Source organism: Proteiniphilum sp. UBA5384 (genome assembly GCF_002410825.1).
GTDB lineage: Bacteria > Bacteroidota > Bacteroidia > Bacteroidales > Dysgonomonadaceae > Proteiniphilum.
Genome location: NZ_DHOS01000047.1, coordinates 1 through 25579 on the forward strand (window position 1 = coordinate 1; position 25579 = coordinate 25579).

Below are 25579 nucleotides of genomic sequence, written 5' to 3' on the forward strand. Positions count from 1 at the left end.
GGTTCGAATCCCGCTCGGATCACTGATTGGGACAAGTCTGAAAATAACAGATTTGTCCCCTTTTTTTCCTCAATATTGCCGTTTTCATTGCCTTTATTGTAACAAAATAAATAAACGAGCAAGAACAAGATTCATCTGATAAAAGTTATTACATTTGCAACCGCATTTTGGTGCTGTTTTCTTCTTTCGGAAGGAAATGGTGAAAAGGGAATTGGGTGAAACTCCCAAACAGACCCGCTGCTGTAAACTCTGCAACAGCTTTGATGATACTCACACATCCACTGTTCTGTATGAATGGGAAGGGCTATCGAAGATAGAGTAAGTCAGAAGACCTGCCAAAATGATTTGGTTTGACGCTTTCGGGACATAAAGCAATCGAACATCTATAAGTCCATTTATTCTTTTTGATAGAGGATGAGCCTGTTGGTGTGTTTCTGCTATTCCCGGAAAACGTTTTTTGTTTGATCAATTTTATTGAGCAAATTTATAATTATTTGTATTCATATGAGAGAGAGGAAAGAAGACATTCATAGCGTAGGTGAATTTATCACGGAATACACATCCCATATGATGGGTTGCGGTATACACACATCTCGCGTAATACGCAGTGTAAAAAGAATTGGCGAATCGTTTGGGTATGTTGTAAAAATCAGTGCTTTCCACCGGAGTTTCATACTTACTCTTTATGACAAAGATTCACATGAGTCTGTCAACGAGGTTGTAGAAATAACCCCTTTGCCCATAAGTTTTGAGCACAATTCTGAGTTAAGTGCATTGAGCTGGGAAACATACGACAAACAGCTGTCACTAGATGCACTGAGGTGTCAATATCAAAAAATAATATCAGCTCCCTCTATCCATCCATTGTTTGTTTTACTCTTGGTTAGTTTTGCAAACGCTTCATTTTGTCGATTGTTTGGTGGAGACTGGTCTTCCATGGGGATTGTATTTTCGTCTACAATGGTTGGTTTTTTCTTGAAACAGCAATTGACAACAGCCGGGATCAATCATTTTATCGTATTCATCATTTCCGCATTTGTAGCTTCTTTGTGTGCTTCTACATCTGTTATTTTTGAAAATATAACTTCCGAAATAGCACTCGCTACGAGTGTCTTGTTTCTCGTTCCGGGAGTTCCCCTCATCAATGGGGTGATCGATATTGTCGAAGGACATATTCTAACAGGTTTTGCACGGCTGGCACAAGCTGCCCTTCTTATTATTTGTTTGGCAATAGGGCTTGGATTTACTATTTTAATCGTTAAAGATTCTTTGATATGATAGTCTTGAGTATTTTGTCTGATGCTTTTTTTGCAGCCATAGCAGGCATCGGTTTTGGGGCGATTTCAGATCCTCCCATAAAAGCATTTCGCTACATTGCCCTTTTGGCAGCAGTAGGGCATGCGTCCCGATACTTTCTTATGATGTTTGTCGGGATTGATATCACAACAGCTTCGTTCATAGCTTCGTTCATTATCGGAATGGGTAGTTTGTGGTTTGGAAAGAAGATATATTCTCCGATGACAGTTCTCTATATTCCGGCACTACTACCTATGATACCCGGAAAATATGCCTATAATATGGTATTCTCTTTAATAATGTTTCTACAATCGATGGAGTATCCCGTGAAAAAAAATTATTATATGGATCTCTTTTTTTCAAATACAATGATAGCTGCAACCGTAATTTTTGCACTTGCCGTGGGAGCAACATTTCCAATGTTTTTATTCCCAAAGCAGGCCTCATCTTTAACAAGGAATAGAAAATGGAAACTTTTTGGAGAACGATAGGAGCGTATAATCAGGGAACATGGATGTTTCAAATTGCGATCTTATTGATCGGTATAACACTGACCGTCGGACTTGTTCGAAAACCAAGCCCCCTCTTAAAAAAAGCGATAAAAATATACCTAATCGCTATTTATCTATGGATAGCGATTGTGTATTACCTGATTTACGGCTCTGCAAGGAGCTACTATGTTGTAATGGCTGTGTATTGGCTGTTGATGGCTGTTGCTTGGATATTTGATTTGGTTTTTGATAGTTCTACATTCGAACGAAATAAAAAATATAGAATCTTAGGTTATTTCCTATTATTTTTACCTCTGCTATACCCCGTTTTCTCTATTTACAGAGGTTTAACTTTCCCGGAGATAACGTCCCCTATCATGCCTTGTTCTATCGTAACATTTACAATTGGTTTGCTATTATTGCATTCTCATAGAGTTAATATTTTTATAATACTTTTATTATGTCATTGGTCGTTAATAGGACTGACTAAAACATATTTTTTCGATATTCCCGAAGATTTTATTCTGGTGGGTGCATCCGTACCGGCATTGTATCTGTTCTTTAAAGAATATTTCCTTCAGGATTTACATTCCGACACAAAGCCGAAAGCTAAATATATCAATATTTTACTTATAATGTCTTGTCTTTTAATTTGTTTTGTTTTGATAGCGACATTATTATCTGAATTTTCGTATGATCAATAAGTGAAGACAAATAAAATTTAAGATAATGAATAAAAGAACGAAACAAGGTACAATTTGTGTACAAGGCGGATGGAATTCCCAAAAAGGAGAACCGCGTGTATTACCGATATACCAAAGCCCTCTTTGGAGAAACAATTGCTAATCCGGCAATCTCGGTGCTTGATATCGAAAAAATTGACCGTATTGCCCATCAGCAGTGAGTACCTTTGATTATCGACAATACTTTTCCTACATCAATCAACTGTCGTCCTTTCGAATGGGGGGCTGATATTGTGACTCACTCTACAACCAAATACATGGATGCCCATGCAACAGCTGTCGGTGGAGTAATTGTGGATAGTGGAAATTTTGCTTGGGATAAATATAAAGACAAATTTCCCGGATTGACGACCCCTGACAACTCATATCATGGATTAACATATACCGATACTTTTGGGAAAGGAGCCTATATAACCAAAGCAACAGTACAATTGATGTGGAATCTAGGATCTATTCAATCTCCTCAAAATGCGTTTCTGTTAAATATTGGTTTGGAAACTCTCCATTTGAGATGCCCCGTTATTGCGAGAATGCGTTGAAAGTAGCACAATATTTGCAAAAATATCCCAAGGTGGTTTGGGTCAATTATTGTGGGCTTCCAGATAGTCAATATTATGATTTAGCTCAAAAATATATGCCCAATGGATCGTGTGGAGTTCTTTCCTTTAGCATTAAAGGTGGTCGAGAAAATTCTATTCAATTTATGGATAACCTGAAATTTATCGCTATTGTTACACATGTTGCCGATGCCTGTTCGTGTGTATTGCACCCAGCGAGCCATACTCACAGGCAACTGAGTGAAGAACAACTGATAGAGGCTGGAGTTGTTCCAGATTTGATTCGCTTTTCGGTAGGAGTGGAAGATTTTGAAGATATTATCGCTGATGTAGAACAGGCTTTAGCAAAAGCATAAAAGGACACGGCGGCCCGGTTTCTCTCAACTTAACGGTAACGTCATTTACATTAATCGCAACAACTATGATTGTTTTGGGTAGGTATCAGCTACTGATCCCGACTCCATAAGCCAAATCAGACAACAGGAATATAATTATTCCGCCTATGCCGGGTTTTTCAAAAGTTTTGGTAAAAAATTGCATTTGCGGGCCTCCTTTTCCGGGGGAATGTCCCGGGGGACTCTCAAAACGGCAAGAAAGAAGGAAACGCTCTGGAATAACATTGAACCGTTTGTCAATGCGAATATCTCCTATGTCCCTTCGGAAAGACATATCTGGCAACTCTCCTTTTCGTCCGAGGGAATATCCACCCTATTGGGCATTGAGCAACAACGGCTTCTGATTGAATGCCTATTCCGTTCTGCAGGGAAACCCGTCGTTGAAGCTTGCCTGCAAATACAACACCCAATTGGTGTGCTCAATAAAAGATATATGCCCGATTATATTTCACAAGACCTACCAGTCTTCCGAAAGGCTTGAGAACAGGTTCCAGATGGTCAAGATTACCAAATATGTACGGTATTGTGTGTATGCCCCCTTTCAGGGCAGCTAATTTTGGAGAGCCAGTTGATGCTTAATTTCTTCCGTCAGACGGAAAAAGACAGTAATTTCAATGAGTTATTATTCAAAAAGAGTTATAATTCATTGACTGCCCAGTCGGACAACAGGTTTAATATTTCGTCCAACTCCACCATAAAGGCAGAGTTGTCGGTATTCTACCAATGTGACTGCAGGGCTCAAATGGGAGTCGAGGTTTGACAGATAAATGAATGGTGAACCAATTTCCTCAGCCCTGTTGCCTATAAATATAATAGTGCAACTTATTTCTTAAATAAACTCTTCTTATTTTGTGGTGCACTCCGTTCATATTGAGGAGGAAGAGTGATTTGTGTACCTAACGATGCTGCAGCATGCCAGCCCCATCTCGGGTCATAAAGCATAGCTCGCCCTATTGCGATTAAATCGACTTTTTTTTCTTTGATTGCCTGTTCAGCTGTTGACGGATCTGTAATCAGACCGACACCGATTACAGGCATTTTTACTGCTTTTTTTATGGCTTCACCAAAAGGTAACTGGTAGCCTGGTTGTAGGGCCGGAATTTGTTGTGATTCGTCCAATCCCCCTGTCGAAACATGGATATAACCACATCCCCTTTTATCCAATTCATCGGCGAACTCAATACTTTGTTCGATATCCCATCCGCCCTCTATCCAATCGGTGGCTGATAGCCGGAGACCTACCGGAAAATCTTTTGGAACAGCTGCTTTTACAGCATCGAATATTTCGAGGCCGAAACGCATCCTGTTTTCGTGGCTCCCTCCGTACTCATCTATCCGTTTGTTTGTAATTGGTGAAAGAAACTGATGTATCAGATATCCATGCGCACCATGTATTTCTACCATGTCAATGCCGATTGAATGCGCCAACTTGGCAGCTTCAGCATATTGAGCGATAATAGTGTGTATCTCTCCTTTTGTCAAGGCTTTTGGAGTCATACCATTTGCCCCAAATGGTATAGAAGATGGCGCGTATATTTGCCAGCCATGAGGCTCATTCGGTTGAAAATATTTATGAGGTTTCCAACCTAAATCAGTAGATGCTTTCCTTCCGGCGTGTGAGAGTTGTATGCCAATTTTGATATCGGAATGTAAACGGATGAAGTTAATTACTTTGCTTAAAGCATGGGCTGTATTCTTGTCCCATAGTCCTAGGTCGCCATAACTAATACGTCCCTGCGGACTAATGCCGGTTGCCTCAATGATTAACAAGGCAGCACCTGACATGGCAAGGTTTCCGTAGTGGACCAAATGCCATTCATTGGCTTGTCCTTCTCCCGCAGAGTATTGGCACATTGGGGGAATAACGATACGATTATTCAACTCTATATTGCCTATTTTTATTGGGGAAAATAAATTGTTCATTGTTACTTATTTGTTATTTTGATTCAATTAGGTCCACTACTTGCGCATGAATTTCTTTGATCAGGTCGGATGCAGCAAGGTGTATCTGTAAACCCCTTTGACCTGCACTTACATAAATCCGGTCATAATTCATACAAGAAGTATGTATATAGGTCGGAAACAGCTTTTTCATCCCAAACGGACTGCAAGCACCCCGTATATATCCTGTGATAGGAAGCAATTCTTTCATCGGGATCATATCGCATTTCTTGTTTCCCGACATTTTAGCCGCCTTCTTAAGGTCCAACTCTTCCGCCCCGGGAATAATGCATACGAAATAGCCGGTTTTATCTCCTTTTAGGACCAATGTCTTGAACACTTGTTCAACAGGCTCTTTCAGTTGCTCTGCTACATGTGTCGCACTGAGATCCGATTCATCCACTTCATATGCAATCAGGTCATATGCAATCTTAGCTTTACCCAATAAACGAACTGCATTGGTTTTTGTTATCTTCATCGCATTACTATTAACGGAATAATAGGTTCTGTTTCGCTCACTGAATAGCTATTTGGTCGACTTCTTGTCGCACATGTTACTTACAAAAGTAATCAGATTATTTTTAATGTCTCAAAAAACTGAGTATAAAATATACGTAATTTATTCCATCTTTTCCAACTAATAGATATGAAATAATCAATTGAGAGGGTATATATTTTTACATATTGCTTGCCGAACTGGAAAGAAGGGAGATAATTAAGGAAATAGCAGGAACACAAGGGAATAAACTGCACGTTTTAGAGATGAATGTCGATTATTTCAATTTTTTATAATACTTGTATCGAATAGAGTGAGTATGAGAATATAACCAATGATGATAAATGATAAAAGGTGTGTATGATGCTTTGGGAATCTTGGAGGTAGATATAGCATATCTTTTTGGGAAAGCTTTTTAGCCGTAAAATAATATAAACGGTAAACGCAGTATCCTATCGTCATACCTGCAATTATACCTCCGGCAATATCTGATGGGAAATGTACCCCCAAATAGATGCGTGAATAAGATATTATAATCGCCCATATAAATACTACGATACTATATAATCTGTCTCTGAACAGCAAAGAGGTAAACATGGCGAGTCCAAAACTGTTGGTGGCATGACCTGAAATAAAACCATATTTTCCACCCCTATAGTCATTGAGAACTCTCACATGTTCCATAATTCCCGGATAATGGGAAGGACGTGGGCGCATAAATAATGGTTTGATAAGATGGCTTGAGAACTGGTCGCTTAGTGTCAATACAAGTATCATTGCTATCAGAATCGGAAGCCATTGCCTCCATGAATTTTTATAAACAATAAAAAACAGGATGGCAATGATAAGCGGAATCCAGCTTTTAATACTTGAAAATAACCACATCGAGGAGTCAAAAAAAGCGCTGTGTCCATTGTTTATAAGAAAAAATAATTTTTCTTCATAGGGGATAATTTTATTGAGCATTGTAAGTAGAGTTTTAAAATGCAATTGCCGGTTTCATCAGATATTGTGAATAAGTTCCATAAAGGAAACAATTGATTTTGTAGAAATTTTGAATTTACGCAGCGATAGGGAGAAAAAGGAGAAATATTCAATCATATTCAATTTTTCTACAAGATTGAATACCATATTGCATTCAAAAATCACGTAAATTAAAACTATATTTGTGACTTGATAGATTCTTAATCGTATGAAAATATTGGTAGTAGAAGATGAACGGGAACTCTCGCGGAATATAGTGAATTATCTTTCCGCGGATGATTATCTGTGTGAGCAGGCATATAATTTTGCCGAAGCAGAGGAGAAGATTGCCCTGTATGATTATGATTGTATCCTGCTCGATTTGAATCTTCCCGGCGGAGATGGACTGAAAATATTAGAAGAAATAAAACAAAGAAATATCGACAGCGGAATTATTATTATTTCTGCAAGGGGTGCTCTGGATGATAAGATCGCCGGTTTGAAAATCGGTGCCGATGATTATCTGGCAAAGCCCTTCCCGTTGTCCGAATTAAGCATCAGGATATATGCCCTTATGAGAAGAAGGCAATTTTCCAATAACAATCTATTGAAGACAAATGGATTGGAGATAGACCTTTTGTCAAAAACGGTGAGGATGAATGATATACACATTATACTGACAAAATCGGAGTACGACTTGTTATTGTACCTTATCGGGAATAAAAATCGGGTAGTATCGAAAAATGCCATCGCGGAACATCTATCGGGGGATATGGCTGATATGCTGGATAACCATAATTTTGTCTATGCCCATATCAAAAACTTAAAATCGAAGTTGGCCGAGGCGGGGTGCGACAATTGTATTAAAACAATCTACGCAACAGGATACCAATGGCTCGATTAAAATCACTTACCACCAAAAGCCTTTTCCGGTTTTTTATTTTCACGGTAGTGATCCTGCTGTGCTGCTTTCCTTTGTTATATACTCTGATGGAAAATAAGTATGCGGAGGATCTTGATGAACTGATACAATTTCGAGCCGAAGAATTCAAGAAAGGGAAACTTTCTTCGTTTACTGCCAAGGATATTGAACTATGGAATGAGTATAATGAAGACCTCTACATACTTCCGCACGACGAGAAATACCCTCGAGGGATCGTCAGACAGGAAGAATATTTTAATAAATCGGAAGGACATGCAATTGATTACCGGATATTCTATGCTGATATTTTTATTGAAAATGAGCCTTATACATTGGTCTCAAGGGTGCCGATGATCGAATTCCACGATCTTTTTAATATGCTCCTTACCCAATATGGAGTGGTATTCATTATATTGATTGTTTCTTTATCGATAGTGTATGTTTTTGTTTCGAAACGGCTCTGGAATCCTTTTTATAATACACTTCAAAAAATTGAACGGTTTGACCTTGCAGTGGGCAAAGAACCGGAATTTAAATCTACAGATATCAGAGAGTTTGTCAGTTTGAATAAGCAATTAAGCCGGTTGATCAAGGAGAACTTGAAAATATACAAACAACAAAAGGAGTTTGTAGAAAATGCTTCACATGAGTTGCAGACCCCTTTGGCGGTTTTTCAATCGCAACTCGATATGCTTCTTCAACAACCGGATTTGACGGAAACGGAGACTAATATCATTCAATCTCTTTATTCCACCTCGTCACGCATGTCGAGATTAAATAAAAACCTGCTTCTACTGGCAAAAATGGATAATGAACAGTTTCAACGGCGGGAAGCGATCAATTTTTCCACCGTACTGTTCGATCAATTATCTCCATTAAAAGAAATGGCAGAAAGCAATGGAATAGAGGTTATAGTTGAATCAATGAGTCCGCTTACGATAAACGCCAATTTAATACTCCTGGAAAGCCTTATCAATAACCTGATTGTGAATGCAATCAGGCATAATGTGAAAGGAAAAGGAATAGTTTGTATAGCATTGGAAAATAATGTCTTATCCATTTCGAATACAGGACAATCCGAACCTTTAAATCCCGATAAAATTTTCAGGAGGTTTAGCCGTACTTCGGAAGAGAAAAAAGGAAATGGATTAGGCTTGTCGATAGTCCGGCAGATTTGTATTCTTCACAACTGGGAGATTATTTATGCATTCAGGGATAACAGGCATTGTTTCAGTGTTATTTTCCAACCTGTTTAAGTTTTGTTTTTCTGCAAAATCAAAATATAATTTTGCCCCCATCCGGCTCAATTTCTGCACGACGTAAAAAGCAAAAAAATCGGCAGATCCAGTAAGTAATGTATTTATATTTAATTATTTATAAAACTATAATGAGGTAAGGTCCGGTTTTGTATTGCTCTTTTTCCGATATAACAGATTGTATCCGGGAATCATTCAATACTGCCTTTTCGGGCAATAGGAGGAGTTGCCCGGATAGTGTGTTGTTCAGTATATCCTCTTCGGAAGCGACCATAACTTCTTTTCCGAGAAAAACATCCATACTTCCGGGTCGTGGAATTTTATACACATAATATTCGGTAGTGTCTTTTTCTTCTGCAATCCGCATTGCTTCCTTGCATAATGTATTCCATCCCATGTAAGGATTCAACCGGGGAAGGGCTAGTCCGGCGATGAAGATGGCCGATAAAAGGGTGAAAGTTATTACACGAATAGATCTACGGAGTGCTTTTTTCTTAAAAATCAGATATAAAACCGTGAGTCCACCGAGGGAGGTGACAGCTGCCGCCACATACACCAGCGGTACGGCTATGTAAGAAATACCGTCAATTCTTTTTATGTATAAAAGAGTGGGCAGTGCAACTGTGAAAATAAGGGCTGGCACTGCTACAGAAAACCGCAACCAGGTATTTGTCTCATCGAATTTATTGAGCAACATGGCCGGGAGATAGATCAGAAAAGGTATGGCGGGAAGCAGATAGACAGCCAGTTTGGAGCTGACCAGCGACAACATGACGAAAGTTGTCAGTATGATGGTAAGGAAGAATTTCTCGGTTTCGGTTTGGATTTTTTTATAGATCACTCCGGCAATGATCAGACCCACCGATAAAAACGTCCAGGGTGCCAATGCATACCAGATAGTGATGGCATAGTAGTAGAACGGGGATTTATGATGGAAGGCATTCACACCCCTTCCTACTGTCTGATGCACCAGGAGGTTATTGAGATAAGTGTCGCCACCTTCCAGATAAACACCTGTAAACCAGATGCCGCATCCCAACAGCAGTACCAACCAGCTTTTCCATCCCCAGTACTGTTTCCATGTACGGATTTTACCCCGATAAAGCAGGAATATTATTGTGGAGAGCAGCGGAACCAGGATACCGACAGGTCCTTTTGAGAAAAGGGCAAGAAAGACATAGACCGGAAACAGGTAAGCGTCTCCTTTTGTTCCTACACCATTGTATATTTTAAAGAAAGTATAGAGCGAAAGCGTGATAAACATCACCATCAGCATATCCATACGGATAGTGATAGTCAGCGCCAGGAAGAAGCCGCCTGTCATTAGCATTAGCAAGCCTTCGGGTTGGTAGGTGGAAGATTTTTCCCATCTCATCCATTTCTCCATCACCATCAGTACTCCCAGAGCCGGCAAAAATGATAAGAGTGACAAGAACCACATTTGATGGCTACCGAGCAATGTTCTTCCTACCATCATCAACCAGAAGCTCAGAGGGGGTTTATCTGCATAGATCTCGCCATCAAGCGTGAAAGTAAAGAAATTACCTTGACGCAAAGCTTCATCCACAATACTCAGGTAACGCAACTCATTATTGGGAGTATAGTCCCGCAAAATCATCACCGGGAGCAGTGCGATAAACCATAAAAGATATAGATGCCCGGTTTTCATAAGATTATCAATTAATAATTACCAAATTTCAAAATTATTGCATTGTTAAATCGTTAAATCATTACATCATCACATCAATCCCTGCGCTGTAAACCAATCATAATATTACGGACATAAGCTGCAAAACCAACGGACTGCCCTAAGATGAGGACCGGGTCGTGACGTATGATCCCGTAAGCAACGATGGTGCCTGATCCCAACAGACTGATAAGCCAGAAACCAATGGGTAACACCGACCGATGAAGATGGAGTGAATAAAACCATTGATAGATGAAACGAAATGTAAAAAGCATTTGGCCGACTGAACCGAAGACCAGTAACCGGAGAGGTATGTTTTTTTGCCGGAAGAAAAACAAGGTAAAAGCTTCCATGTCACGCATCAGGAAAACCAAAGCAACCAGAGGTGTCAATATAAGGATCACCCTGAGGACGACAGCTACCCGCTTCCATATTCCTTGCATATTGAGGTTCCAGAGGTAGATATAATATGCAAAGAATTGTCCGAATACAATGGCAAAGTCGTTTCGCAGTACTCCATACATAAAAAGCAGATAGGAACCGAAAATACTCAGGATCCAGAATAGTGGGGGCGTGACTATTTTCTTCGCTTTTTCGGTCACCATCCACTGGTAGAGTATTCGTGCCGAGAAGAAGAGCTGGGCTAAAAAGCCAATTCCATAAATCCAAATGCTTGTTTGTTGCATAAATCACGTTAAATTGGTGCGACTGATTTTGTAATTGATATAGCGTTTTTTCATCCACCGATAAGCAAAACAATCTATAAAAGGGCCGGTAAGGCGATTCCATAAATGATATTTTGATTTCCCTGCCAACCGGGGATAGTGCCGCACCGGAATTTGTTGTATTTTCCCATTTTGCAATAAGATAAGTGCCGGAAGGAACCGGTGCATTCCGTCGAACATGGGCAGGCGTTTGGCATATATGGTGTACATCACTTTTAGAGGGCATCCGGTATCGGATATGCCGTCACCCGTCATCATCCGTCGGTATCCATTGGCTATCTTCGATTGCAGATTTTTGAAGAATGAGTCTTTGCGTTCGGTGCGAATTCCCGTTACCAATTCATATTTGGCCAGATAGGGGAGTAGCAGGTTGAAATCGTCGGGATCGGTCTGCATGTCCGCATCCATATAACCTGTAAATTCTGAAAAGCAATAATCGAATCCGGCTTTCAGCGCAGCACTCAGTCCCGCATTCTTTTCCATATCGAGATAGAAGAAATGAGGATTGAGCTCACAAATATGATGGATTTGTTCTTTACTGCCGTCGGTTGAACCGTCGTTGACAAACAGTACGCATGCCGGGTAGAGGGACTGAGTTAAGAAGTTCTGCAGTTTTTCTTCTAACCGGCTGATATTCTCTACTTCATTATAAACCGGAACAATAACTGTAAAAGAGTATTGACTTGTTTGATTTTTCTCCATTTCCATATCGATAATCAATTTGAAAGGGAAGATACGTTTCAACTGATAGGTTTGGTCTCAAATTTGGAACTATATAGTTCTTCCTCATAAATATAGCCGCTTAATATTTGAATTAAACGGACAAAAATAGCCTCCAATTTTGTAGAAATGTTGAAATTTCGATTATTTTAATCTTAAATCGGAATTGAGGGACAAATTATTCTGTGTAGAAAACGGGAAAATAATATATTGTGTCCAAAATATGTGCTATTCAATAAAAAATCGTACTTTTGTTATTCAAAAGCAAGGAGATGCCCCAGAGGAATAAACAGATAATTGCCTGGATCCTGTTCATGGTATTCACATTTTACTATGTGAATGTCTGTTTATTTACCCATACCCATATTGTCAATGGTACTACCATTGTCCATTCCCACATACATAACAAGGCCCATACCCAGACAGGTGTGCATAACGACAGTGAATTAACGCTGATTGCGTCGTTATCTGCCTTTCATACACTTGCTGCTGTTGTCGGTGGGGTGAGTTTGGGTATCTTCTTATTGACTCAGGTATTTATATTGCCTTTGTGTGAAGAAAGAATTATCTACTGTGTTGAGACATCTAATTCTTGGCGGGCTCCTCCAATCTTATTTTAAATCAATTTACCCTTCCTGCTCTTCGCTGACTTTTTACCGGTATTGGCGACAGTTTTTCTGTTTTCCTACCGAAAAGTTTAGTGTATCAGTATTTATCACCTTACCGTTGACAGACGAGGTGTATTCCATCATCCCATTAATAAAATAATTATACCGTGATGAATAGTAGATTATTCATACTTGTGGGTCTGCTGACTTTACTGGCTTCCTGCAAACAAAATAACAGGGCACAAGAGAGTGCCGAAGTGCAATATCAAGGCGATACTATCGTCATAAAAGAAAATTCACCTATTCTGGGAGAAATTGTGGTCGAAAAGATACAGTCAAAAGACTTTTCAGCCGGATTCCGGACCGTCGGCACCATTCGCCCCGTGTCGGGTAAATATGCTGAGATCGCACCCCCTTTCTCCGGGCGTATCACAAAATCATTTGTGGAACTGGGGCGAAAAGTGAATGCCGGTTCTCCGGTATTCGAACTGAGTTCGTCCGAATTCTTCGAAGCGGCGAAAGCTTATTTTTCAGCACAATCTGCGAACGAATTGGCCCAGACAAGTTACAACCGTCAGAAAGAGTTGGAATCCAATGGGGTGGCATCGAAAAAAGAACTGGAGCTGGCTCGCAACGAAGCCAATATTGCCGCCAAAGAATGGGAGCAGGCAAAAGCGACCTTGCAAATCTTCAATATCGATGCCCATTCATTGCAGATGGGACAGGGTTTGAAAGTGATATCGCCTATTGCTGGCGAAGTGGTGAAGTATGATATTACCATCGGAAGCTATGTGAAAGAAGATGCGGAACCGCTAGCGGTAATAGCTGATTTGTCAACGGTATGGGTCACGGCATTGGTGAAGGAAAGGAATTTCGGTACTATCAAAAAAGGCGAACAAGTGGAAGTTTTTACTGATGCACGGCCCGACCAGGTTATCCCGGGTATTATTTATCATGTGGGTGAGATGTTGGACTTGGAAACCCGATCACTCGAAGTGATTATTGCTTGCGATAATGCCGACAGACAGTTGAAACCGGGGATGTTTTGCAAAGTACATTTCCTGAACACTCCTGCAAAAGCTATCGTCTTGCCTGCTACCGCCATTATGCAGGAACAGGAGAATGACTATGTGCTTGTTGAGGCGTCGCAGGGCAGATATCTCCGTCGCAAGGTGCAGACCGAAACCGTCAGCATGGAGGAGGTGCTGGTCCTTCAAGGTCTAGAAGAGGGAGAGAATGTGGTGACCAAGGGTGGAATTTTTCTAAATATGTAGGATGATGGAAAAATTGATGACTACTCTGATCCATCGCCGCTGGTTGATGCTGACGATTTTCATTATCTTGTCAGCCATCGGCATTTACGCCTGGCGGCAACTGGCCATCGATGCTTATCCCGATATCGCCGACGTGTCGGTGGGTGTGGCCACGCAAGTGCCGGGACTGGCTGTTACCGAGATAGAACAGCAAATCACCATTCCGCTCGAACGGGAGCTCAACGGCATTCCCCGTCTAAAAATCATGCGGAGCAAGAATTTTTTCGGCTTATCCAAAATAACGCTTGTCTTTGAAGACGGAACAGATGAATACTGGGCACGGCAAAGGGTGCTGGAGAGGATTAACGATATCGACCTGCCGTTTGACGCGCAGCCGGATCTAGATCCTCTGACATCACCCACCGGTGAAATATATCGATATGTGGTGAAAGGAAACAGAAGCCTACGTGAACTGACCGAACTCAATCACTGGGTGATCATTCCCCGACTGAAGCAGATACACGGCATTGCCGACGTATCCAACTTCGGGGGCATCACCACCCAATTCCAGATAGAGATAGACCCTAATATGCTGACGAAATACGACCTTTCGCTTAGCGAAGTGACCGAGTCGATAGAACGGAACAACTCCAATGCCGGAGGAAGTACCTTTACCCGCGGTGACCTGAGTTATGTTGTGCGAGGGGTGGGGCTTGTGCAAGACCTGCAGGATATGGGCAATATCGTGGTGAAAACCGTATCCGGAGCCCCGGTATATCTCAAAGATTTGGGGGAACTGAAATACGGGAACCTCGAACGCAAGGGGATCATGGGCTATGTGGATAAAGAGATAGACTATGAGGACGGGGTGCAGGGTATGGTGCAGCTGCTGCGCTACCAGAACCCCTCATGGGTGCTGGAAGAGATACAGAAAGCGGTGGATGACCTGAACGACAATATCCTTCCCAAAGATGTGAAGCTCCATACTTTTTATGACCGCACCGAGCTGGTGGATGCCACCCTGCATACTATTTCGCATACCCTTTCATTCGGAATCCTGCTGGTGATAGGGGTGTTGATCATCTTCCTCGGGAGTCCCAAAGGGGCGCTGCTGGCTACCATCACCATCCCAATCTCACTGCTGATCGCTTTTATCCTGATGTGGCTGACCGATATCCCGGCCAATCTGCTTTCGCTGGGAGCGATCGACTTTGGGATTATCGTAGACGGCACCATCGTAATGATGGAAACCATTCTCAAGAAACGGGAGGATGATCCCGCTCTACCATTGGAAGAGTCTAGCATTGCCAAACGGGCCGCCGAAGTGGCGAAGCCCATCCTGTTCGCGACGCTGATCATCATTGTGGCCTACCTGCCGCTGTTCGCATTCGACCGGGTAGAGCGGAAGCTGTTTACCCCCATGGCGTTCACGTTATGTTTTGCGTTGTTGGGTGCCCTTGCATCGGCGATGATACTGATCCCGGGACTGGCGTTCTCGGTCTATAGAAAACCGCAGAAGGTTTATCACAACCATTGGCTCGAACGGCTGACGGAAACCTACAAGTGTCAGACGACAAAACTTATTGCTGCACCGAAAAAACTGATCACACCCATCGCTGTGGTATTGATAGCGGTGGTCGGACTCTCCATCTTCGTGGGAAAAGATTTTATGCCGGCATTGGACGAGGGAAGCATCTGGATACAGGTGCAGTTGCCACCCGGCATGTCACTCGAGAAATCCTCCGAGATGGCCACTGTGCTCAGGGATAAACTGAAGCACTTTGATGAGGTGACCTATGTGATGACACAGACCGGTCGCGATGATGAAGGAGTATGTCCATTTTCTTTTTCACATATCGAAGTGATGATCGGACTAACACCCTACAAGACTTGGAAGCATGGACGTAAGAAATCGGATTTGGTTGATGATATGGCAAAAGTGATTGCTACCATGCCGGGGTATGGCGTAGGTTTCTCTCAGCCGATTATCGACATGGTGATGGACCAGATTGCCGGAGCGCACAGCGATCTGGCGATCAAGATTTATGGGGAGGACCTGACCGAAAGCCGGCGTATTGCCGAGCATATAGTGAAAGTGATTGAAGAGGTGGATGGCGTGGCCGATGTGGGTATCATGGAAGAGCCTTTCCTGCCGCAGTTGCAGATCGTAGCTGATCGAGACAGGATTGCCCAGTACGGGTTGAATGTCTCCGACGTGGCCGAACTGATTGAGGTGGCCATCGGCGGGAAAGCCATATCCCAAGTGTTTATCGACAGCCGTGTCTATGACGTGATCTGCCGCTATAATGAAGCGTCGCGCGACACGCCGGAGAAAATCGCTGCGTTGATGCTCACTTCGGCGTCGGGTACAAGGGTACCGCTCTCCGCGGTGGCAGACGTAAGGACCACCACAGGTCCCAGTATGATTTCCCGTGAGATGAACCAGCGCTTTACCACTGTACGTATGAACTTGCGGGGTAGGGACTTGACCTCCTTCGTCAAGGAGGCCCGTTCCTCGATAGAGAAAGAGGTGCACTACGATCATACCAAGTTTCAACTTCATTGGGCGGGCCAGCTGGAGAACCAGCATCGGGCGTTCGGACGCTTGGCGGTCATTATGCCCATCACCTTGTCTGTGATGTTCCTGCTGCTGTTTTTTGCCTTCGGGAAATTCCGACAGGCGGGGTTGCTAATCGGACTGTTGCCGCTCGCTGTTTTTGGGGGGATGTTGGCTTTGGTAGTCCGGGGGATGAGCTTCAATGTATCGTCGGCCGTGGGATTTATTGCCTTGTTTGGGGTCTTTATCCAGAACGGTGTAATTATGATCTCTCATATCAATAACTTGCGGAAGAGAGGAGTAGGCTTGAAAGAGGCTGTGATTTCCGGTGCATCGCACCGGTTACGCCCGGTGCTGATGACCGCTACTGTGGCGGTACTGGGACTGTTGCCGGCATCATTGTCCACCGGTATCGGTTCCGACGTGCAGCGTCCGCTAGCAACGGTAATTGTCTATGGCCTGCTGTTCGGAACCGTCCTCATACTCTATATATTGCCGACATTCTATTATATGATGGAAAAAGGAAAATCAATTCAAACTACGAACCAATGATACATAAAATATATTTTTTGAAATCTTTCCTGCCGGCCGTGCTGTGCCTGATGACTGTTGCCGGATACGGACAAGAAGCAGATGCGTACCGACGGTCCACGGTTGCATGTCGGCAGATCCCGATTCAGCAGAAAAAACATGAAGCGGGGAAACAGATACTGACATTCAATGAATATATGGAGAATGTCATAAATTCAAATATCGATTATCTGGCTGAAAAATATAATGTGAGTATTGCCGATGCAGTGGTAAAAGCATCAAAAGTTTTCCCCGATCCCGAGTTGTCGGTCAGTTATGCGAACAACCAGAACTGGAACCTCGAGATGGGATACAGTGTGGATGCCGGGTTGAGTTACACCCTCGAACTGGGAGGCAAACGGAAAGCCCGTATCCGGTTGGCACAAAGTGAGAAAGAGATGACCGAAGCGTTACTGGAAGATTATTTTCGTAATTTGAGGGCAGACGCGACCATTGCATACTTCGAAGCGCTGAAGCAAAAATCACTGCTGGAAATCCAAAGGTCGTCGTACCGGCAGATGGCCGGCTTGGCCCGTGCAGACAGCATACGGTTCCGGTTGGGAGATATCACCGAAGTCGATGCGCTTCAGTCCAGGCTCGAAGCTGCCACCATGCTGAATGATCTGTATGAAGTTGAAAGTCAATTGCATCACGCGTTGGTACAATTGGCATTATTGCAAGGCAATGTAAATGTGGAACCGGCAGACTCCATAGGGGGTGATCTTGGTTATTATGAACGTCAGTTCGACTTGCCTGCACTGATTGTCGAAGCACAAAACAACCGCGCCGATCTACAAGCCGCGTTGAAAAGCAATGACGTGTCACAAAACAACCTGCGGTTGGCTAAAGCCAATCGTGCCATTGATTTGGGCATCAGCATAGGAGGAACGTACTCCTCTATCGTCCGAAATGAGATAGCGCCGGCCCCTGCCTTCAAAGGTATTATGGCGGGGGTCAGTATCCCGTTGAAATTCTCCAATGCCAACAAAGGAGAATTAAGAGCCGCTCAATTTGCCGCGGAGCAACAGGAAAGGCAATATGAAGCCATCCGGTTGCAGATCAGCGCAGAGGTGGTACAGGCGTATCATCAGTATATGACCTCCCGTCGCCAGGTAGAGCAGTTTAATACCGGATTATTGCAAGAGTCGGAAACCATCTTCCGGAAGAAGAAATACAGTTACGAGCGGGGAGAAACCAGTATCCTCGAAGTATTGAATGCGCAACGTACCCATAACGAGGTGCAGGTAAGCTATAACGAGACACTTTTTGGCTGTGCTGCCGCTCTGGTCGAACTGGAGCGTGCCTGTGGAATTTGGGATATTGAAATGAAATGAGTAAGATTCTTATTATTGAAGACGAACAACGCATGGCTGATCTTCTTCGGCGCGGTTTGGAGGAGATGGGGTATGTTGCTTTTGTAGCTTATGATGCTGAAATGGGAATAAGATTGTTCCGATCGGGTGAATACGATCTTGTTATATCTGATATCGTACTCCCGAAAAAGAACGGTTTTGAACTGGTTAAAGAGGTAAAAGAGTTGAGTAAAAATATCCCTGTAATCATGCTTACAGCACTCGGCACGACTGATGACAAACTGGAAGGTTTCGATGCCGGAGCAGATGACTACATGGTTAAGCCGTTCGACATACGGGAACTGGAAGCGAGAATCAGGGTGTTGCTAAAACGCAAGGCAGCGACAGAAACTCCGCAGGAAAAAGAACTCAGCTATGCTAACTTGAAAGTTGATTTATTGACAAAAACCGTTTATAGAGGTGGACAAGAGATAAAACTAACCCCGAAAGAGTTTAATCTGTTGGTCTATATGGTCCGCAATCCGGAACGGGTACTCCCACGGGCTGAAATTGCCGAAAAAGTATGGGATACGCATTTCGATACAGGAACTAATTTTATAGATGTTTACATCAATTATCTACGTAACAAAATAGACCGCAATTTTGATACGAAGCTGATTCATACTAAACCCGGCATGGGTTTTATTTTACGTTCCGAAGATGAAGATAAGGCATAAACTGACCTTGAGATATACTGGTGTTACCGCCGCCATCTTTTCGGTTGTGGTTTTGGTCGTTTTTTTCTTTTCCGAGCATACCCGTGAGAAGGAGTTTTTCCACGACCTTACCCGCGAGGCGGTAACCAAAGCGAATTTATTCCTGAGTAATCAGGTGGATGCCGCGACTATGCAGTCGATATACCACAACAATCGGCAATTTATTGACGAAGTGGAAGTTGCCGTATATACAATTGATTTTCAGTTGCTCTATCACGATGCACAGGAGATAGACATTATTAAGGAAACTCCCGAACTGATAAAAACAGCAATAGCTGAAAAAGAGTCGTCGTTCTACGAAGGAAAATATCAGGGCATTGCAATGAAATACGCATACAAGGGGGTAGATTATGTAATCACAGCAGCGGCATACGACGGCTACGGCTATGCGAAATTAACACGCTTGACCACTCTGCTCGTGATATTATGGTGTGGCGGATTGGGTATTATTGCTGTGATAGGTTACCTGTTGGCAAAAGGAGCTTTACGGCCGGTAAGCCGTATCGTTGAAAAGGTAGATGCCATCGGCGAATCGAATCTGAATACACGTTTATATGTAAAAAAAGAGTACGATGAACTGGACGAGTTGTCGGAGACCTTCAATCAAATGCTTGACAGGTTGGAACAATCGTTCGACAATCAGAAAATGTTCGTCAGCAATGTGGCGCACGAGTTACGCACTCCGCTTGCGGCATTGATTGCAGAGTTGGAAGTTGCCCAGCTTCGGGAAGACCGTTCGGAGGATGAGTATCGGGCGGTCATTGTCAATGCGCTTGATGATGCTGAAAAGCTGAAGCATCTGACAACCGGATTGCTCGATCTGGCGAAGGCGAACTACGACATAAGCCGCATATCGACCGAAGAGCTGAGAATGGACGAACTGTTGCTGGATGCACGTGAGACTGTTTTGAAGGGCAATAAAAATTATTCGGTCGATTTGATATTCGACCAGGATGCCGAAGATGACAGGGTGATAACGGTATGTGCCAACGCCTACTTATTGAAAACAGCATTTATAAATCTCATTGAAAACAACTGTAAGTTTTCAGAAGATAAGTCGTCTGATGTTCAGATATCGTTTTATGAAGGCAAAACGATTATCCGCTTTTCCGACACCGGCATAGGCATTTCTGCGGACGAAGTTGAAAAGATATTTATTCCTTTCTACCGGGGCTCAAACACCTCCCATATCAAAGGGCAAGGTATTGGACTCACTCTTACACAGAGAATAATACAACTCCATAAGGGGACATTGACTATTCAAACCCGGAAAGATGAAGGAACAACCTTTGTCGTTGAAATCCCTCACATCTAAACCGTTTCTAACCGGATCCTAATGGTTTTCTAATAGTCCTCTAACGGCTATTCCCATACCATAACCCTACTTTTGCGCCAAAATAACGGCAAAAAGTTTGGTTATGATGAAAATTTGGGACAAAACGAAGACAAAGGTTTCCGGATTGAGCTTCGACAGCGAAAAACTATTCCGTGCGGCTTCTCAATCCCATAAACATATTTATACCTTCCTCAACTCTCGTAAGAGAGGATTATATGAGGTGGAGGTGGCGGAACGCCTCAAACAATTCGGTAAAAACGAGATCATATCCGAAAAGCGCAGCAGCTGGTTCACAGTGTTAATCAAAGCCTTCATCAATCCTTTTATCGGGATATTGATGTTTTTATCCTTGGTTTCCATTGTTCTTGACGTGCTATTGGCTGTTCCCGAAGAGAGGGAGTGGATGACAGTGATAATCATCACGACGATGGTTGTCCTAAGTGGATTGCTGCGTTTTCAACAGGAGTGGAAATCAAGGCGGGCAAGTGAAGCCTTACAAAAACTGGTAAACAATAAAGTATCCGTTTTTCGCAGCGGACATGAAACGTTCGTCGATATCAATTTTACGGAACTCGTACCGGGCGATGTTATATTCCTTTCTGCGGGCGATATGATCCCCGCCGATGTACGCATTGTTGAAGCTAAAGACCTTTTTGTCAGCCAATCTTCCCTGACGGGAGAATCCGATGCCATAGAAAAAACAGCAGAACTTACCGAATACTCTCCGAAGACAGGTAGCGTGATAGAACTGAACAATATCTGTTTTATGGGTTCGAACGTCGTAAGCGGCTCTGCCAAAGCGATTGTCGTGACCACTGGAAATAACACTTATATGGGTACAATAGCCAAAAGTATTGTTGGCGTGCGTGCAGAGACCAGCTTCGATAAGGGCATCAATAAAATCAGCATGCTGTTGATACGCTTTATGCTGGTTATGGTTCCATTTGTATTTCTTGTAAATGGTATCACAAAAGGTGACTGGTTGCAGGCGTTTATCTTTGCCGTTTCGGTTGCCGTAGGGCTTACTCCCGAAATGTTGCCGATGATTGTAACCTCCAACCTTGCCAAAGGAGCGGTTAAGATGTCCAAACGCAAGACGATTGTCAAAAATCTGAATTCTATTCAGAATTTCGGGGCGATGAATATTCTCTGTACCGATAAAACAGGAACATTAACACATGATAAAATTGTGTTGGAGCGATACCTCAATATGTCCGGTGAAGAAGATACCCGTGTATTACGGCATGCCTATTTCAACAGCTTTTTTCAGACAGGACTTAAAAATCTAATGGACAAGGCTATCCTGTCGCATACCGAAAAGCTCGGATTGCATAATCTCGAGAAAGAGTACTCCAAAATAGACGAGATACCGTTTGATTTTACCCGCCGCCGTATGTCAGTAGTTGTAGAGGATGTGAACGACAAATGCCAAATCATAACCAAAGGCGCGGTCGAAGAGATGCTGGGTATCTGTTCCCACATGGAGTTGAACGGAGAGGTGATAGAGATAGACAAAGGCCTGCGTCTTTCGGTCATATCGGACACATCCAACCTGAATAGGGAAGGTCTGCGGGTGCTTGCGGTTGCACACAAAAGTTGGGTGGAGAAGGACCACAGCTTTGGCATAGCCGACGAGTCGGACATGGTACTGATCGGGCTTCTGGCATTTCTCGATCCGCCCAAGGCATCGGCAACCGGAGCAATCAAACAATTGCACGGGCATGGTGTCGAGGTAAAAGTGCTTTCGGGCGACAACGAAGGTGTGGTAAAGACGGTTTGCCGTCAGGTAGGTGTCGATACCGAGTATACGCTGTTGGGACACGAGATCGAAGAGTTGACGGACGATGAACTGACCGCAAAGATAGGCAGGACAAAAGTTTTCGCAAAACTTACCCCGATGCAAAAGACCCGCATCATAACGTTGTTGCAGGATCAGGGAAACACAGTCGGATTTTTGGGTGATGGCATAAACGACGCTTCGGCTCTCCGTCAATCCGATATTGGGATTTCGGTGGACACGGCTGTAGATATCGCCAAAGAGAGTGCGGATATCATCCTGCTGGAGAAAGACCTGATGGTTTTGGAAGAGGGAGTTATCGAAGGGCGTAAGATATTCGGCAACATTATGAAGTACATCAAAATGACGGCCAGCTCCAATTTCGGGAACGTATTCAGTGTGATGGGTGCCAGTGCTTTTTTGCCGTTTTTGCCGATGATGCCTGTGCATCTGCTCATTCAGAATTTACTCTATGACGTTTCACAGACGACGATTCCGTTCGATGACGTCGATAAGGAATACTTGATGAAACCCCGAAAATGGGATGCCTCCGATCTTGGTCGTTTTATGGTTCATATCGGGCCTGTCAGCTCTATTTTCGACATCGTGACCTATCTGGTTATGTGGTTCTTTTTCAAGGCAAACTGTCCCGAAATGGCTCCGCTCTTCCAGTCCGGATGGTTTATCGAGGGACTGCTTTCTCAAACGCTGATCGTACACATGATCCGCACCCGTAAGATACCGTTTATCCAGAGCCGCGCCTCAAGACCTGTTATGATAACCACACTTGCCGTAATGGTTGTCGGCATCATTATTCCGTTTTCGGGGATAGGTGCTTCCATCGGGCTCGTTCCCCTTCCGTGGAGCTACTTCCCGTGGCTGGCTGGTATCCTCTTGGGCTACTGCCTGCTGACCCAGACGATAAAAAACTGGTATATCCGCAAATATCATAGATGGTTATAAAGGGAAATCATACTACATCGAGTCAAGATTGATCCACAATAACTGGAACAATACCACCTTACGTTGGGTGATGTGTTCAATTTTTGGTAGAACAATTTGTCAGCTATGTTAAATTTTTTTGTACCTTTGTATCCGTTCAGTTTTGATATACCTGCCGTTAAGACAGGTTTTGAGTCGGCTGAGTAGTAGTTTCTCAACTGCTTGTACTTAAAAATGAAGCTTTTATTTTAATTCATTGCATGACGTAAAATAGGCTCAGTAAGCTTCGACAGGCATCGTTTTCACATGCCGAAAATATCTCCGGTTGTGCTTCTTTTAACAAATGGCTTGAATATAGGATATTCAATTTCATTTGTCGTGTCTTCATCATTTTATGCGGACAGGCAAAGCTATTTATAAAAATCAGAAGATGTTACAAAAAACAAGTTTATTTGCTTTATTGGTATTATTATGTTTACAGGTTTATTCGAGAGAGACAGCAGTTAAGAAGGATACATTGAAATTAGGCGGAGCCGTTCGGTTTAACACATTCATTAAAAATTTTGAAGAGAGTGGAAAATCGTTGGATGCCGCGGCTCAGTTTGATGTTTTTATGCTTTCGGCAGATGTCCGCAAGTCGGGTTTCGACGCCAGCATGCAATACAGATTTTACCCCGAATCTAAGACACACTTCCTCCGGAATGCTTATATCGGTTATGAGATAGACTCCCGATGGTATGCAAAGCTGGGTATTTTCCAAAAACCATTCGGTATCAGCGATTATGCGTCGCACAACTGGTTCTTCCAACTGCCGTACTATATCGGCCTGGAAGATAGGGAAGCCATGGGGATAGGATTCTCCAACGAACAGGACAAGTGGAAATTTGATATTGCCTACTTCCGTCAGGCGTCGCCCGGCGGGCCTGTCAAGGGGGATGACAGTGGCGTAGGGAATGGACGTTATTCCTATGCTATTGTCAATACGACCGGAATCGTGAATGGAACCTCCGTCGCTGCCGATATCCGGGAACTCGATCAATTCAATGCCCGCATAAGATATCAACTCTCCGATCAGGTAGAACTTGGCCTGTCCGGCCAATTGGGTCGTATCTATAATGCCACGCTCGATAAAAGCAATTGGGGTGCCAATTGGGCTGTGCATGTAGTCTATGATCATAATAACTGGAACTTTAAAGGAGAGATTATAGGGTATAACTACAATGCGCGGTCCGATGAAGATGTGAAACTTGATGCTGTGCAGATGGCGGCTTATGGCTCGGCGTATGATGTGGCGGCAAAAGGCATAATGTATATGGCCGGATTAGGTTATACAATCCCCGTCAACCGGAAGCTGGTCAACTCGGTCACCTGCTATGTCGACTATGCTTATCTCGATAAGAAAGCCGATGGATATCACGGCACCCATCATCTGGTGCCGGGAATGATGATCCTGTCCGGCCCCATCTATACCTATATCGACTATGCGATGGGAAAAAACCAACCCTGGTTCTCAAGTTCATTCACCGGATTGGCGGAAGGGGAGAGCGATGCCCGTTGGAATGCCCGTTTCAACATCAATATCGGTTATTATTTCTGACTAAATTAAAAGTGAAAATGGGAAACGATGATTTTGTAATTTACCTAATTACCTAACCACTTTTCCACTTTTCATCAATAACATACATGAAACTTATGGAAAATAATATAGAGGTACATAATTTGTCCTTGATATTCGGATCGAACAAGAAGCAGGCCTTGCGTATGCTCAAGAAGGGACGGGACAAAGAATATGTCAAATCAAAAACAAACTGCATCATTGCGGTGAACAACGCTAATCTTTCCATCACGGAAGGAGAGATTTTTGTCATAATGGGACTCTCCGGCAGTGGAAAATCCTCTCTCCTGAGGTGCTTTAACATGCTTAATATTCCTACCGAGGGTTCTATAAAAGTAGACGGAAAAGAGATCACCCGGATGAATAGACAGGAACTTCTGGATTACAGAAGGACAGAAGTGGGAATGGTTTTCCAGCATTTCGGCTTGATGCCCCACAAAACTATTATCGATAATGTGGCTTTCGGTCTGGAGATCCAGAAAATTCCGGAGGAGAAGAGGACGCGGAAGGCGAAAGAGATGATAGACCTTGTAGGGCTGACCGGTTATGAAAATTCTTATCCTAACGAATTGAGTGGCGGGATGCAGCAGCGTGTCGGCATTGCCCGCTCGCTTGCCACCGACTCCAAGATACTGTTGATGGACGAGGCGTTCAGCGCTCT

Annotated in this window: 21 protein-coding genes, 1 pseudogene and 1 riboswitch; of the genes and pseudogenes, 16 read left to right on the forward strand and 6 right to left on the reverse strand. The window is 43.2% G+C overall.

Features of this window, described 5'->3' with window-relative positions:
* Positions 1–151 precede the first annotated feature (151 nt).
* Positions 152–354, forward strand: a riboswitch (cobalamin riboswitch).
* Between the two features lie 150 nt (positions 355–504).
* The 5 genes and pseudogenes from B4G81_RS08835 to B4G81_RS08855 all read left to right on the forward strand — a co-directional run bounded on the left by B4G81_RS08835 (position 505) and on the right by B4G81_RS08855 (position 3963).
* Positions 505–1278, forward strand: a complete 774-nt coding sequence (locus B4G81_RS08835) for a threonine/serine ThrE exporter family protein (protein ID WP_294081643.1) — start codon at positions 505–507, stop codon at positions 1276–1278.
* Positions 1275–1787: a threonine/serine exporter family protein gene (locus B4G81_RS08840; protein WP_294081645.1), complete on the forward strand. Its 513-nt coding sequence runs from the start codon at positions 1275–1277 to the stop codon at positions 1785–1787. The genes B4G81_RS08835 and B4G81_RS08840 overlap by 4 nt, the downstream gene beginning before the upstream one ends.
* On the forward strand, positions 1763–2491 hold the full coding sequence (locus tag B4G81_RS08845) for a DUF6064 family protein (RefSeq protein ID WP_294081647.1): 729 nt from the start codon (positions 1763–1765) through the stop codon (positions 2489–2491). The genes B4G81_RS08840 and B4G81_RS08845 overlap by 25 nt, the downstream gene beginning before the upstream one ends.
* A gap of 104 nt (positions 2492–2595) precedes the next feature.
* Positions 2596–3443: pseudogene (locus tag B4G81_RS08850) on the forward strand (O-acetylhomoserine aminocarboxypropyltransferase/cysteine synthase family protein); the annotation flags it as partial.
* Between the two features lie 184 nt (positions 3444–3627).
* Positions 3628–3963, forward strand: a complete 336-nt coding sequence (locus B4G81_RS08855; protein ID WP_294081649.1) for a hypothetical protein — start codon at positions 3628–3630, stop codon at positions 3961–3963.
* A 341-nt stretch (positions 3964–4304) separates the two neighbouring features.
* Here B4G81_RS08855 and B4G81_RS08860 read toward each other — a convergent pair whose 3' ends face one another.
* From B4G81_RS08860 to B4G81_RS08870, 3 genes are all read right to left on the reverse strand, one after another.
* Positions 4305–5405, reverse strand: coding sequence for an NADH:flavin oxidoreductase/NADH oxidase (locus B4G81_RS08860; protein WP_294081650.1), 1101 nt, complete (start codon positions 5403–5405; stop codon positions 4305–4307).
* Between the two features lie 13 nt (positions 5406–5418).
* Positions 5419–5901, reverse strand: coding sequence for a Cys-tRNA(Pro) deacylase (ybaK, locus tag B4G81_RS08865; protein WP_294081652.1), 483 nt, complete (start codon positions 5899–5901; stop codon positions 5419–5421).
* Between the two features lie 300 nt (positions 5902–6201).
* Positions 6202–6885, reverse strand: coding sequence for a phosphatase PAP2 family protein (locus B4G81_RS08870; RefSeq protein ID WP_294081654.1), 684 nt, complete (start codon positions 6883–6885; stop codon positions 6202–6204).
* Between the two features lie 226 nt (positions 6886–7111).
* Here B4G81_RS08870 and B4G81_RS08875 point away from each other — a divergent pair, with 226 nt between their 5' ends.
* Entirely contained in the window at positions 7112–7786 is a 675-nt protein-coding gene (locus B4G81_RS08875; protein ID WP_294081656.1) for a response regulator transcription factor, read from the forward strand.
* On the forward strand, positions 7774–9060 hold the full coding sequence (locus B4G81_RS08880) for a sensor histidine kinase (protein ID WP_294081658.1): 1287 nt from the start codon (positions 7774–7776) through the stop codon (positions 9058–9060). Before B4G81_RS08875 ends, B4G81_RS08880 begins: the two co-directional genes overlap by 13 nt.
* A gap of 118 nt (positions 9061–9178) precedes the next feature.
* On the opposite strand, the gene B4G81_RS08885 is transcribed toward B4G81_RS08880, so the two are convergent.
* From B4G81_RS08885 to B4G81_RS08895, 3 genes are all read right to left on the reverse strand, one after another.
* A complete protein-coding gene (locus B4G81_RS08885) occupies positions 9179–10729 on the reverse strand; it encodes an ArnT family glycosyltransferase (protein ID WP_294081660.1) in 1551 nt (516 codons plus the stop codon).
* A gap of 74 nt (positions 10730–10803) precedes the next feature.
* Positions 10804–11433: a lipid-A-disaccharide synthase N-terminal domain-containing protein gene (locus B4G81_RS08890; RefSeq protein WP_294081663.1), complete on the reverse strand. Its 630-nt coding sequence runs from the start codon at positions 11431–11433 to the stop codon at positions 10804–10806.
* A 3-nt stretch (positions 11434–11436) separates the two neighbouring features.
* Entirely contained in the window at positions 11437–12174 is a 738-nt protein-coding gene (locus tag B4G81_RS08895) for a glycosyltransferase (RefSeq protein ID WP_294081665.1), read from the reverse strand.
* A 290-nt stretch (positions 12175–12464) separates the two neighbouring features.
* On the opposite strand from B4G81_RS08895, the gene B4G81_RS08900 reads away from it, so the two are divergent.
* The 9 genes from B4G81_RS08900 to B4G81_RS08940 all read left to right on the forward strand — a co-directional run.
* Positions 12465–12812 carry a hypothetical protein gene (locus B4G81_RS08900; protein ID WP_294081668.1) on the forward strand — a complete coding sequence of 116 codons (348 nt, stop codon included), beginning with the start codon at positions 12465–12467 and terminating at the stop codon, positions 12810–12812.
* A 158-nt stretch (positions 12813–12970) separates the two neighbouring features.
* Positions 12971–14074: an efflux RND transporter periplasmic adaptor subunit gene (locus tag B4G81_RS08905; RefSeq protein WP_294081672.1), complete on the forward strand. Its 1104-nt coding sequence runs from the start codon at positions 12971–12973 to the stop codon at positions 14072–14074.
* 4 nt (positions 14075–14078) lie between these two features.
* Positions 14079–17162, forward strand: a complete 3084-nt coding sequence (locus B4G81_RS08910) for an efflux RND transporter permease subunit (protein WP_294081922.1) — start codon at positions 14079–14081, stop codon at positions 17160–17162.
* A complete protein-coding gene (locus B4G81_RS08915; RefSeq protein WP_294081674.1) occupies positions 17159–18514 on the forward strand; it encodes a TolC family protein in 1356 nt (451 codons plus the stop codon). The genes B4G81_RS08910 and B4G81_RS08915 overlap by 4 nt, the downstream gene beginning before the upstream one ends.
* The gene (locus tag B4G81_RS08920) at positions 18511–19209 is read left to right on the forward strand and encodes a response regulator transcription factor (RefSeq protein ID WP_294081676.1); all 699 of its coding nucleotides are present in this window, start codon (positions 18511–18513) and stop codon (positions 19207–19209) included. Before B4G81_RS08915 ends, B4G81_RS08920 begins: the two co-directional genes overlap by 4 nt.
* Positions 19193–20563, forward strand: a complete 1371-nt coding sequence (locus B4G81_RS08925) for a HAMP domain-containing sensor histidine kinase (protein ID WP_294081678.1) — start codon at positions 19193–19195, stop codon at positions 20561–20563. Before B4G81_RS08920 ends, B4G81_RS08925 begins: the two co-directional genes overlap by 17 nt.
* Positions 20564–20669: 106 nt before the next feature.
* Positions 20670–23324: a magnesium-translocating P-type ATPase gene (gene mgtA / locus B4G81_RS08930; RefSeq protein ID WP_294081923.1), complete on the forward strand. Its 2655-nt coding sequence runs from the start codon at positions 20670–20672 to the stop codon at positions 23322–23324.
* A 409-nt stretch (positions 23325–23733) separates the two neighbouring features.
* Positions 23734–24900 (forward strand): porin, encoded by a 1167-nt coding sequence (locus B4G81_RS08935; RefSeq protein WP_294081679.1) that lies wholly within the window; start codon positions 23734–23736, stop codon positions 24898–24900.
* Positions 24901–24995: 95 nt separating this feature from the next.
* A partial coding sequence (locus B4G81_RS08940) for an ATP-binding cassette domain-containing protein (RefSeq protein WP_294081681.1) occupies positions 24996–25579 on the forward strand: 584 nt, incomplete at its 3' end.